This window comes from Streptomyces sp. cf386 (genome assembly GCF_900103585.1).
Lineage (GTDB): Bacteria > Actinomycetota > Actinomycetes > Streptomycetales > Streptomycetaceae > Streptomyces.
This window is the reverse complement of sequence record NZ_FNHV01000010.1, coordinates 237,397-249,752: the sequence shown is the minus strand read 5'-3', so window position 1 is coordinate 249,752 and position 12,356 is coordinate 237,397. Positions and strand designations below refer to the sequence as shown.

At 71.1% G+C, this 12,356-nt stretch carries 9 protein-coding genes; 1 reads left to right on the top strand and 8 read right to left on the bottom strand.

Translation table 11 applies throughout. From position 1 onward, the window contains the following. Positions 1-41 precede the first annotated feature (41 nt). From BLU79_RS26185 to BLU79_RS26175, 3 genes are all read right to left on the bottom strand, one after another. Positions 42-452: a DUF6069 family protein gene (locus BLU79_RS26185; protein WP_093908344.1), complete on the bottom strand. Its 411-nt coding sequence runs from the start codon at positions 450-452 to the stop codon at positions 42-44. Next, positions 449-1,060 (bottom strand): TetR/AcrR family transcriptional regulator, encoded by a 612-nt coding sequence (locus tag BLU79_RS26180; protein WP_093908343.1) that lies wholly within the window; start codon positions 1,058-1,060, stop codon positions 449-451. Before BLU79_RS26180 ends, BLU79_RS26185 begins: the two co-directional genes overlap by 4 nt. Before the next feature lie 75 nt (positions 1,061-1,135). Next, entirely contained in the window at positions 1,136-3,070 is a 1,935-nt protein-coding gene (locus tag BLU79_RS26175; protein WP_093908342.1) for an AMP-dependent synthetase/ligase, read from the bottom strand. Positions 3,071-3,206: 136 nt separating this feature from the next. Here BLU79_RS26175 and BLU79_RS26170 point away from each other — a divergent pair, with 136 nt between their 5' ends. Then, positions 3,207-3,827 carry a chorismate mutase gene (locus BLU79_RS26170; protein ID WP_371131941.1) on the top strand — a complete coding sequence of 207 codons (621 nt, stop codon included), beginning with the start codon at positions 3,207-3,209 and terminating at the stop codon, positions 3,825-3,827. Here BLU79_RS26170 and BLU79_RS26165 read toward each other — a convergent pair. The 5 genes from BLU79_RS26165 to mmsA form a co-directional block, all read right to left on the bottom strand. Then, on the bottom strand, positions 3,818-5,380 hold the full coding sequence (locus BLU79_RS26165; RefSeq protein WP_093908482.1) for a vWA domain-containing protein: 1,563 nt from the start codon (positions 5,378-5,380) through the stop codon (positions 3,818-3,820). The two genes, BLU79_RS26170 and BLU79_RS26165, sit on opposite strands and share 10 nt — an antisense overlap. A gap of 147 nt (positions 5,381-5,527) precedes the next feature. Beyond that, complete coding sequence (locus BLU79_RS26160; protein WP_093908340.1) at positions 5,528-6,394, bottom strand: ABC transporter permease; 867 nt, start codon at positions 6,392-6,394, stop codon at positions 5,528-5,530. Further along, the gene (locus tag BLU79_RS26155; RefSeq protein ID WP_093908339.1) at positions 6,391-9,048 is read right to left on the bottom strand and encodes a CocE/NonD family hydrolase; all 2,658 of its coding nucleotides are present in this window, start codon (positions 9,046-9,048) and stop codon (positions 6,391-6,393) included. Before BLU79_RS26155 ends, BLU79_RS26160 begins: the two co-directional genes overlap by 4 nt. Positions 9,049-9,234: 186 nt before the next feature. Continuing rightward, positions 9,235-10,638 carry an APC family permease gene (locus BLU79_RS26150; RefSeq protein ID WP_093908338.1) on the bottom strand — a complete coding sequence of 468 codons (1,404 nt, stop codon included), beginning with the start codon at positions 10,636-10,638 and terminating at the stop codon, positions 9,235-9,237. A 206-nt stretch (positions 10,639-10,844) separates the two neighbouring features. Continuing rightward, complete coding sequence (gene mmsA / locus BLU79_RS26145; RefSeq protein ID WP_093908337.1) at positions 10,845-12,347, bottom strand: CoA-acylating methylmalonate-semialdehyde dehydrogenase; 1,503 nt, start codon at positions 12,345-12,347, stop codon at positions 10,845-10,847. Positions 12,348-12,356 lie beyond the last annotated feature (9 nt).

The window sequence follows — 12,356 nt, the reverse complement described above, 5'->3', positions numbered from 1 at the left end:
AGAGTGACCGCGAACGGTCCCTCCGCACTTGGTGCCGGCGGTCACCCCCTGGCGGCACCGGCTCCCGCCCCGTGCGACCTGCCGCCCAGCCCCGGGATCAGCACCGCCGCCACCGCCAGGTGCATCACGGCGAGGGAGACCCGGGTGCCGCCGTCCATGCCGTCGCCGATGAACGGCAGGAAGGACACGGCCAGTACGACGCCGGCCACCCCGGTCCAGATGGCACGGGCGCGCCGCACCCCGAACCGCTCCAGGGCGGCCAGCAGTCCCCAGCCGGAGAGCGACGCGAGCAGTGCGACGACCACCACGGGCGCGGCGCCGATGTCGAGCGTCCGCTCGCCGTCGGCCATCCGCAGCCGGTTCCCCAGCAGCGGGTCCGCGACCAGCCACACCAGGACGGGGGCCAGAACGGCCAGGGCCACAACCCCCGGGCGGCGTCTCCGCGCGCTCACTTGGCGCCCCCCGAGAGTGCCCCGTGCAGGAAGACCTCCACCAGCTCCTGTGGGGTCAGGTCGGGCTCGTCCTCCGTGCGTGGCTGAGTGAAGAGCAGCCCGAAGAAGAGGGCCGCGATCTGCTCCGGCGGTCGGCGCAGGGCGGCCCTTTCAGGCTCCAGCAGCTCCGCGAGGGCCGCACGGATACGGGTCGTCGACTCGGTACGGCCCGCGCCGCGCACCGTGCCGGGGTGCTTGCCGCCGCGGTGGCCCAGCGAGCCCATGATCGCGCCCATCCTGGCCATGTGCGCCTGCAGCGCCTCGGCCGCCTCCGCGAGCCGGTCGGGCAGCGGCTGGGACACGTCGATCGCGTCGAGCTCGCGGATCGCGTGCTCGGGGGAGAGCGCCTCGGCCACGCAGGCCTGCAGCAGCTCGTCCTTGTCGGCGAAGACCCGGAAGATCGTGCCCTCTCCGATGCCCGCGGCACGGGCGATCTTCGCCGTCGTCACCGCGGCGCCGTACTCGGCGATCAGCGGGATCGCGGTCTGGATGATCATTTCGCGGCGCTGCTCCGGCGACATGCCGGGGGCGCGGCGGCGGGTGGTCTGGTTCTCCTCGGAAGCCGTCATGACCACAAGAGTACGGAGTGAGTACTCACTCCGTCAATGAGTGAGTACTCACTCCGCCCACATTCCCGCTGCCCCTCACTTGCCGTACAGCGCCTCGATCTCGTCCGCGTACGCCGCCGTCACCGCGTGCCGCCTGACCTTCAGGGACGGCGTGAGCATGCCGTTGTCCTCGTTGAACTCGCCCTCGACGAGGACGAAGGCGCGGATCGACTCGGCCCGGGAGACCGCCTCGTTGGTGTAGTCGACGGCCTTCTGGACGGCGGCCCGCATCCGGGGATCCCGGATCACCTCGGCCATCGGGGTGTCGGCGGCCATCTTCCGTACGGCGAGCCAGTGGACGACCGCCTCCGGGTCGAGGGTGATCAGCGCGCCCACGAAGGGGCGGTTGTCGCCGACGACAAGGCACTGGCCGATCGGCGACCGGCTGCGCAGCCGGTCCTCCAGGACGGCCGGGGAGACGTTCTTGCCGCCGGAGGTGACGAGGATGTCCTTCTTGCGGCCGGTGATGGTGAGGTAGCCGTCCTCGTCGAGGGACCCGAGGTCGCCGGTGGCGAACCAGTCGCCCTGGAGCACGGCGTCGGTGGCCGCCGGGTTGTTCCAGTACGACCCGAAGACGATGCCGCCCTTGATGAGCACCTCGCCGTCCTCGGCGATCCGCACGGCCGTGCCGGGGACGGGTTGGCCGACCGTGCCCGGGCGGGGCTTGAGGGGCGGGACGATGGTGGCGGCGGCCGTAGTCTCCGTCAGGCCGTAGCCCTCGTAGACGAGGATGCCGGCGGCGTAGAAGAACAGGTTGAGGTTGCGGTCCAGCGGAGAGCCGCCGCTGATGGCGTAGCGCATACGGCCGCCGAGTTCCTTGCGGATACGGCGGTAGACCAGCAGGTCGTACAGGGCCCAGGCGGCGTAGAGGCCGGGGCCGGGGCCCTTGCCGGTCCCCAGGAACTTGTTCAGATACGCCTCACCGAAGCGGACGCCGATGCGGTCGGCGCGGTCGAAGGAGGCGCCGCGGCCGAGCTTCTCCGCCGTCGCGCGGCCGGTGTCGTGGATCTTCTCGAAGAGATACGGGACACCGACGAGGAAGGTCGGCCGGAACTCCCTGAACGCCGGGCGGAGTTCGTCGGGCTTGATGCTCGGGCAGTGGCCGATCTCGATGCGGGCCATCAGACAGGCGATCTGGAGGGTGCGGCCGAGGATGTGGGCGAGCGGGAGGAAGAGCAGGGTGGAGGCCTCCTGGCCGGTGACCTCCTTGAAGATCGGGTGGAGCAGCTCGACGGTGTTGGCGGCCTCGGCGTGGAGGTTGCCGTGGGTGAGGACGCAGCCCTTCGGCCGGCCTGTGGTGCCGGAGGTGTAGCAGACGGTGGCGATGGTGTCGGGGGTGAGGGCGGCGCGGCGCTTGGGGACTTCGTCGTCGGAGAGGCCCTGACCGAGGGTGGTGAGAGCGGTGAGGGCGTCGACCTCCTGCGCTGCCACGTCCAACTGCCATAGGCGCGGGGGCCGTTGATGACCGGCCGTGCCCGTCTTCACCGTCTCGGTGTTCTCCTCCGTCTCGGTGATGACGTACCGGGCGCCCGAGTCGCGGACGATCCACTCCACCTGGTCGGCGGAGGAGGTGGCGTATACGGGGACGGTCTGGCCGCCCGCGGCCCATATGGCGAAGTCCAGGACCGTCCACTCGTAGCGGGTGCGGGACATCACGGCGACCCGGCCACCCGGTTCGAGTCCCGCCGCGATCAACCCCTTGGCCACACCGGTGACTTCGCGGGCGAAGGCGATGGCGGTCACGGGGTGCCAGGTGGCGCCGTGCTTGCGGCGGAGGGCTACGGCGTCGGGGGCCTCGGCCGCGTTGGTGTAGGGGAGGTCCGCGGTGGTGCCGGTGAGGGACGGTGGTGCGAGGGGCGGGGTGCGGGCCTCTCGGACGACGCCGTGGTCGTCCTTGGTGATCTCGACCTTGGCGCGCTCCATCAGGTCGGTGCGCTGTTTGGCCCGCTTCAGATCCTTGCGTACGCCCATGTCGGCTCCCGGTGCCCGTCGGACTTACCGGGGAGTCAACTTACTCATGCGTAACGGAAGGTCAATGGGTCTGCCCTTACTCGGCACCTGTGCGTCGGTACGTTGATCGCACCCCCCAAGTGAAAGGACGGGCCCTGTGCGAATCCGACGTACGCGGACCCTGATGGTGGCCGCCGTCTCCACGGCGGTGCTGCTCTCCGCCGCCGCGCCCGCCGTGGCCGGGAGCGATGCCCCGGCACCGGCGGCCGCATCCGTGCCCCGCCACGGACTCACCCCGCTGACCGACCTGTTCGCCGAACGGCTGCTGGTCGCCGACAAGGTGGCCGCCGCCAAGTACGGCACCGACAAGCCGATCGACGACCCGGTGCGCGAACAGCAGATCCTGGACGACGTCGCCACGCGGGCGTCCGGACTCGGGCTGGACCCGGCAGCCACGCAAGCCGTCTTCCGGGACCAGATCGAGGCGAACAAGCTCGTACAGCGCGGCCTGTACGCGCGCTGGGACGCCCACCCCGAGGAGCGGCCCACCGAGCGCCCCGACCTGGTCAAGGAGGTGCGCCCGGTGCTCGACCGCATCACCACCCAGTTGCTGGACGCGCTGAAGGACACGCAGCGCACACGCACCTCACCGTCCTGCGAACCGCGGCTGTACATCGCGGCCGTCGGGTCGGCGTACGGCCATGAGCTGGACGTCCTGCATCTGAAGGGGCTTGGGCGGGCCGTGCCCTCGGTGTGCGTGGGCGGCACTCAGTCCTGACCGGTGAGGTCGCTCGCCCTGTCGATGGCGTCGGCCAGATGGCGTACGTCCTGGTCCTCGGTCGTGGTCGCCAACCTGTCGGCGCGGTCGGCCAGTTCGCCGAGGTGCGCGGAGCCCGGCAGGGCCGGCCGGCGGTCGTCGCCGAGGCGGAGGGCGTCGGCGAAGTAGGCGGCCGTGGCCGTGACCTGGAAGCGGGGGCTCGCGCTCCAGACGGAGGACGCGAGGGAGGCGGTCTCCAGCCGGCCCGACTCCTCGTGCGGGGCGCGGGAGTCGGGGTCCAGCCAGCGGACGGTCGCCGTGGCGAGGTGGCCCTCCGTGCCGGGGCGGGTGCGGACGGCGTAGAGGGCCGTCACCGTGTGGCCGGGGCCGACCTCGCCGCCGTCGACGCTGTCGTCACGGAAGTCCTCGTCGGCAACCTGCCGGTTGTCGTAGCCGATGAGACGGAACTCGGAGACCGTCGTTTCGTCGAAGGCGACCTGGGCCTTGGCGTCGCGGGCCGTGAGGTCGATGTTCTTCGGGAGTTCCTCGCAGAAGACCTCACGCGCCTCGTCCTCGGAGGAGACGTAGGTCGTGTGGCCGTCGCCCTTGTCCGCCAGGCGTTCCATCAGGGCGTCGCCGTAGTCACTGCCGACGCCCACGCCGAACAGGGTGATGCCGTGTTCGCGGCGCTCGGAGGCGATGCGTTCGAGGATGGTGTCCGCGTCGGTGTCGCCGGTGTTGGCCAGGGCGTCGGAGACGAGGACGACGCGGTTCGTGGCGCCCTCCCGGAGGCCTTCCACGGCTGTCTCGTAGCCGGTCTCCACACCTGCGCCCAGGTTGGTGGAGTCCGTGGGTTCCAGGCTGTCGATCGCGTCGTGGACGTCGTCGCGGTTGCCGTCGAGGCGGGTCATCGGCAGGACCGTCTCCGCCTCGTCGCTGAAGGTGACGATCGCGACCGAGTCGTCGTCGCGGAGCCGGTTCGTCATGACTTCCAGGGAGTCCTTGGCGAGGTCCAGGCGGCCCGGTTCGGCCATCGAACCGGAGATGTCGATGACGAAGGTGAGGGCGGCGGGCGGGCGTTCGCCGGAGTCGGCGGCGGGACGGGTGGCCAGGCCCACGCGGACCAGCGACCAGTCCTCGCGGTCGGTGCGCGCGCCGTCGACGGTGACCGTGAAGCCGTTGCCGTCGGGGCGGTCGTAGTCCTGGCGGAAGCTGTTGACGAACTCCTCGGGGCGGACCGTCGACGGGTCGGGCAGCCGGCCGTCGGCGAGGGACCGGCGCGCGTAGCCGTAGGAGGCGGTGTCGACGTCGAGGGCGAAGGTGGAGAGGTAGTCGGGGGCGGGCGCGAACTCGCGGGACTCCGAGTCGTCGTTGCCGTCGGTGTCGTTGTTCTTCTGCTCGCCCGTACCGCCGCTGCCGTGGGTGTAGTCCGGGGCCGGAAAGCCGCTGGCGTAGCTGCTGTCATCCGCCGAGGAGTCCCCGCTGTCACTCGCGCCGCAGCCGGTGAGCAGCAGGCCCGCCGCCGCGGTGAGTGCCAGGAGGCCTCGTGTTCGTTGTGCTCGGTACCGCTCCATCATCCGTGCCCCCTTGGTCCGTTGCCGTCGACTTCTGTGACTGTGACGGGCCAGGGGGCCGGAACGTGCGTTACGGAGCGTTGCGGATGAGTCTCGAAGAGGGCACGGGGCAGGCCCTTCGAGACCGGTGGGTGATCCTCCGTTGACCTACGACACCACGTCCTTGCGGGCGAAACCCCGGAAGGCCAGCGCGAACAGCACCAGGGCGTACGTTATCGACAGCGACGTGCCCTGGATCATGTCCGTCCAGTCGAGCTGGGGTCGTACGGCGTCCAGCCAGGCGTACTGCCAGTGCGAGGGCAGGAACTCCCGCCAGTCGCCGAGGGCCGTCACCTCGTCGAGGACGTTGCCGATGATGGTCAGGCCGACCGCGCCGCCGACCGCGCCCAGGGGTGCGTCCGTCCGTGTGGACAGCCAGAACGCCAGGGCGGCTGTGACCAGTTGGGACACGAAGATGTACGCCACGGTGATCACGAGGCGCTGGGCCGCGGTGCCGGCGGCCAGTGAGCCGCCGGTGGGCAGCTCCAGCGGGCCCCAGCCGTACGCCGCCGTGCCGACGGCGAGCGCGGTGACCGGCAGCAGGATCATCGCGGCCAGGCTGAGGCTCAGCCCGACGACGAGCTTGGACCACAGCAGACGGGCCCGGGGCACGGGCGCGGCCAGCAGATAGCGCAGGGAGGACCAGCTGGCCTCCGAAGCGACCGTGTCCCCGCAGAACAGGGCGACGGGGACGACGAGCAGGAAGCCCGCGGAGGCGAACAGGTTGACCGCGGCGAAGTTCGCCCCGGACAGCGTGGCCGTGTCCATCAGGCCGGCCCCGCCGTTGCGCGAATCCGGTGCGCCGCCCACCTGGAAGGCGATGAGCAGGACGAACGGCAGGGCGAACAGGATGCCGCCCATGACGAGCGTGCGCCGCCGCTTCAGCTGCCGGACCAGCTCGACCCGGATGGGCAGGGTGCGGCCCGCGCGGTAGCCGTCGGCGACCTCCGCGCGGTCCGTCAGCGTGCCGCTCATGCGGAGTCTCCGATCAGGGTGAGGAAGGCGTCTTCGAGGCGGCGGTGCGGGCCCACCGACTCCACCGGGACCTCCAGCCGGACGAGTTCGGCGATCAGGCGCTGGGCGCTGCCGTCCGCGCCGAGCTGGATGACCAGGCCGCCGTCGGTGTTCACCGCCGAGGCCACGCCCGGCAGGGCGGCGACCTTCTCGACGACGGGCTCGTCCACCGGCGTGCCGGTGCCGACCAGCAGGGTGTCGCCCGAGCCGACGATCTCGCCGACCGGGCCCGCCTGGACGAGCCGGCCGTGGTCCATCACCACGAGGTGGGTGCAGGTCTGCTCGACCTCCGCCAGCAGGTGGCTGGAGACGATGACCGTGCGGCCGGCCGCCGCGTACCGGATCATGACCTCGCGCATCTCGCGGATCTGTGGCGGGTCGAGGCCGTTCGTCGGCTCGTCGAGGATCAGCAGGTCCGGCAGGCCGAGCATGGCCTGGGCGATGGCGAGGCGCTGACGCATGCCCTGGGAGTAGGTGCGGACGGCTCGGGCGAGCGCGTCGCCGAGGCCCGCGATCTCCAGGGCCTCGTCCAGGTGGGCGTCCTGCGGCGGGCGGCCGGTGGCCTGCCAGTACAGCTCCAGGTTCTCGCGGCCGGACAGATGCGGAAGGAAGCCCGCGCCCTCGACGAAGGCGCCGACGCGGGAGAGCACGGGGGCGCCGGGCGCGATCGCGTGGCCGAAGACGCGGATCTCTCCGCCGTCCGGCTTGATCAGGCCCATCAGCATGCGGAGGGTTGTTGTCTTTCCGGCGCCGTTGGGGCCGAGCAGGCCGAGTACCTGGCCCTTCTCCACGCGGAAGGACAGGTCCCTGACCGCGTAACGGTCGGTCGACTTCGCGTAGCGCTTGCTCAAGTCCGTGATCTGGAGCGGCACTTCGGCCAGTGCCGGGTCGGGGGCGGCGGGTGCCTTGGTGCGGCGCCGTCCGGTCGCCAGCAGGGCCAGCGCGATCCCGGCGCCCGCGAGGGGCAGCCACCACACCCAGGCGGACAGTGTCGCCGCGGTGTCGGTGTCGCCGAGCGCCGTCGGGATGGACAGCTCGCCCTTCAGGGAGACCGTGTACGTCGCCGGGGCCGTCGGGGAGGCGTAGCCGAGGTCGGTGGAGGCGAGGACCAGGCGCAGGCGGTGCCCGTCGTCGACCTCGTGGTCGATCGCCGGGAGGGTGAGGGTGACGTCCTTGCCGGCCTTCGCGCCCTCGACGCGGACGGGTTCGACCAGCTGGGAGGGGAGCACCTGCTGGCCCTGGCCGCCCGGGCCGACGTCGTACACCTTGGCGAAGAGCACGGCGTCGTCGCTGGTGGACTTCACGTGGACGGTGACCGTCGGCGACCCGGTGATCTGCAGGTCCTCGCGGACGGGCGCCGACTCGAACGCGGCGAACTGGCCCGGGAAGTCGAGGGACACCCCGACGCCGAGCGAGGACAGCTGGGCGAGTCCGCCGGAACTGCCGAACCCGGGCAGGGCCGATACGGCGGGCGGGCTGGCGCCGGCCGGGTTCGCGAAGCTCTGCTCCCGCCCGGTGAGGGCGATCTCACGTTCCTTGCCCGCCAGGCCGGGGTACTTGTCCGCGCTGACGCCGCTGAGCCGGGGCTCGCCGTCACCGGTGCCGGTGCCGAGGGTGCGGGTGACGCGGAAGGCGGGGCCCGTGTCGACGCCCTTGTCGTCCTTGAGATAGCGGTCGAACCAGGACTTCACGCGGCCCTGGATCCGGCTCGTCTCCATGTCGCCGCCGTCATGGCCGCCGGAGATCCAGTCGACGTCGACGGGGGCGCCGTTGGCCCGGATGGCCTTCGCCGCCTGGTCGGCCTGGCCGAGCGGGAAGAGGGAGTCGGTCTGGCCCTGCATGAGCAGGGTGGGCACCTTGATGCGGTCACCGACGGCCGACGGCGAGCGCTCCTCCAGCATGGCGCGGGCCTGGGCGTCCGGGGTGCCGGACTCGGCGACGCGGTCGTACATCTCGCAGATCTGCGTCTCGAACTTGTCGCAGCCGCCTGCCGAGTTGACGAAGATGCCCGCCCAGAGCTTCTTGAAGACGTTGTTCGGGAACAGGGCGTCCGCGAGGTTCCAGTACGTGATCGCCGGGGCGATGGCGTCCACCCGGTCGTCGTGCCCGGCGCCCAGCAGCGAGATGGCTCCGCCGTAGGAGGCACCCGCCATGCCGACCCGTGGGTCGCCGGCCTTGTCCAGCTCGACCTGGGGCTGCTCGGCCAGCCAGTCCAGCAGCTTGGAGACGTCGGCGACCTCGCCCTTGGGGTCGTTCAGCCCGACCTTGCCGGTCGACTTCCCGAAGCCGCGGGCGGACCAGGTGAGGACGGCGTACCCGTCCCGGGCGAGGTCCTCGGCCTGCTGCCGTACGTCGTCCTTGCTGCCGCCGAAGCCGTGGCCCAGCAGGACGGCCGGGCGGCGGCCCGAGGGGCCCGAGGTGAAGTACGAGGTGTCGATGCGGACCCCGTCTCCCATGTCCATGACGCGGTCGGCGCGCCGCACCGCGGGCGCGTCGTCCGAGGCGACGGCCGTCCATGTCCCGGCACCGGCTATGACGACGACGGAGGCCGCGGCGGCGAGCCACCGGCGCGGCCTCCGTACTCGCCCTCGCAGTGCGGGCAGTCGAAGATCCATGGTTCAACGGTACGGGGCCAACCTGTCGGCAAGTTATCGACCGAGGGCTGAATCACGGGACCTCCCGTGGGGGTACGCCGGGGATTTTGTCTACCGCATCCGTGGTACGGCGGCTAAGAGCTCGGTCCGTTCTGTGGTCTGCCGAGTGCGGCTGCGTCGTGGCTTGTCGCGCAGTTCCCCGCGCCCCTAGAGGGGCGCTTGCTCGTCCGTCGGTATCGAGACCAGCCACCTTGTGTCTCGCCGCGGGCGCAGGTACAGCGCCCAGTACACAGTGGCCACCGCCACTATCCCGCCCGTCCACAGCAGGTACGTCGTCTCCTGTTGGCTCAGGACGTACAGCAGGACCGCGATCAGCAGGACCGGCATCGCCGGCCACAGCGGCATGCGCCACGCGCGCGTGTGCTTGTGGGGGCCGCGGCGGGACGACAGTGCCGCGACCGCGACGAGCAGGTACATGCCGGTCACCGAGACGCCTGTGACGCCGTACAGGGTGTCCAGGTTCACGAAGCACAGGACCGCGCCGGGTACGCCCACCGCCAGCGTCGACACCCACGGGGAGCCGAAACGGCCCAGCTTGGCGAGGACGTTGTTGACCGGCTCGGGCCAGGCCTTGTCGCGGGCGGAGGCGAACAGGACGCGGGAGTTCTGGATGACCATGACGATGCCCGCGTTGATGATCGCGAGGGCCACGCAGAGGCTGACGAAGGTGCCGACCGCGGAGTTGGACCAGGCGGTGACCATGGTGCCGATGTCGCCGCCGGTCAGTTCGCCGAGGTCCGACGCGCCCAGGGTGATGGCGACGACGGGGACCAGGATGATCACGGCGGAGATGGCGAGGGTCGCCAGGACCGTGCGGGCCACGTTGCGGCGCGGGTTCTCCAGTTCCTCGGAGAGGTAGACGGCGGTCGAGAAGCCCTGGGTGACGAAGAGGGCGATGGCGAGTCCGGAGACGATCAGCAGGGCCGTCACGGGGTCGGTACCGCCGTTCGTGCCTGCTACTTCCATCGACAGCAGGCTGCCCGGGCCGCGCTCGGCGTGGGCGAAGCCCAGCACCGCCACGACGGCCGCGGCGATGACCTCCAGGACCAGGAAGACGCCGGTGATCCAGGCGTTGGCGCGCAGGTCGAGGAGGCCGGCGAGGGTGGCGAGCAGCATGACGGCGGCGCCGGTCATGGAGGGGTCGAGGTCGGCGATCGGGGCCAGGTAGTCGGCCGTGCCCATCGCGATCACCGGCGGGACGACCATGACGACCAGCAGGGACAGCACGAAGACGAGCCAGCCCGCCAGCCGCCCGGACAGCGTCGACACCATCGCGTACTCGCCGCCCGCGCTGGGGATGAGGGTGCCCAGCTCCGAGTAGCAGAACGCCACGGCGATGCAGAGCAGGGAGCCGATGGCGATCGTCAGGGCGGTGGCGGTGCCGAGCGAACCGAACAGGTCGGGGACGACCACGAAGAGGGTGGAGGCGGGGGTCACGCAGGAGAGCGTGAGCAGGGTGCCGCCGACCACGCCGATCGAGCGCTTGAGCTTCTGGGGGCCGTCCGACGCCTCGACGACGGCGCCCTCGGCGGGGGTGAGGGTGTCGGTCACGAGGGGGATGCAACATCGACGGAAACCGTCACGTCAATGGGTGTTCACCTACGGAATTCGTTGCCGAAGACCGCATTGGCGCGCGTTAACGTTGTGTCAAAGCCGCGTACAGCGCGGCTTCCAGGCGTACGGGAACCGCAGCGCGGGCCCGCAAAAAAATGGGGCCGTCCGCGATCCGGACGGCCCCAGACGCTCAGGTGAGCGCGTCAGTGGTTGCGCGGGAACCCGAGGTCGACGCCGGTGGGGGCGTCGGCGGGGTCGGGCCAGCGGGTGGTGACGACCTTGCCGCGGGTGTAGAAGTGCGTGCCGTCGTTGCCGTAGATGTGGTGGTCGCCGAAGAGGGAGTCCTTCCAGCCGCCGAAGGAGTGGTAGCCGACGGGGACCGGGATCGGGACGTTCACGCCGACCATGCCGGCCTCGATCTCCAGCTGGAAGCGGCGTGCGGCGCCGCCGTCCCGGGTGAAGATCGCGGTGCCGTTGCCGAACGGCGAGCTGTTGATCAGGGCCACGCCGTCCTCGTAGGTCTCGGCGCGCAGCACGCACAGGACCGGGCCGAAGATCTCGTCCTGGTAGGCCTTGGCAGTGGTCGGCACCTTGTCGAGCAGGGAGATGCCGATCCAGTGGCCGTCCTCGAAGCCGTCGACCGTGTAGCCGGTGCCGTCGAGCACGACCTCGCAGCCCTCGGCCGCCGCGCCCTCGACGTAGGAGGCCACCTTGTCGCGGTGGACGGCCGTGATCAGCGGGCCCATCTCGGACGTCGGGTCGTTGCCGGGGCCGATCTTGATCTTCTCGGCGCGCTCACGGATCTTCTCCACCAGCTCGTCGCCGATCGCGCCGACGGCGACGACGGCGGAGATGGCCATGCAACGCTCGCCCGCGGAGCCGTAGGCGGCCGACACGGCGGCGTCGGCCGCCGCGTCCAGGTCGGCGTCCGGGAGCACCAGCATGTGGTTCTTGGCGCCACCCAGGGCCTGGACGCGCTTGTGGTTGGCGGAGGCGGTGGTGTGGATGTGGCGGGCGATCGGGGTCGAGCCGACGAAGGAGACCGCCTTGACGTCGGGGTGCTCCAGGAGGCGGTCGACGGCCACCTTGTCGCCGTGCACGACGTTGAAGACGCCGTCCGGCAGGCCCGCCTCCGCCAGCAGCTCGGCGATCTTGATCGATGCCGACGGGTCCTTCTCGGACGGCTTCAGCACGAAGGTGTTGCCGCACGCGATGGCCATCGGGAACATCCACATCGGCACCATCGCCGGGAAGTTGAACGGCGTGATGCCCGCGACGACACCCAGCGGCTGCCGGATCGAGGAGACGTCCACGCGGCTGGCGACCTGCGTCGACAGCTCGCCCTTCAGCTGCACGCTGATGCCACAGGCCAGGTCGACGATCTCCAGGCCGCGGGCCACCTCACCGAGGGCGTCGGAGTGCACCTTGCCGTGCTCGGCGGTGATCAGCTCGGCGATCGCGTCCCGGTTGGCGTCCAGCAGCGCACGGAACTTGAACAGGATCGAGGTGCGCTGGGCCAGCGAGGACTGGCCCCAGGTCAGGTAGGCCTCCTTCGCGGCGGCGACCGCGGCGTCCACCTCGTCGACCGAGGCGAAGGCGACCTTCGTGGTGACGGCGCCGGTCGCCGGGTCGGTGACCGGCCCGTACGTGCCCGACGCGCCTTCGGCGGTCTTGCCGCCGATCCAGTGGTTGACGATCTTCGTCATGACCGGTTA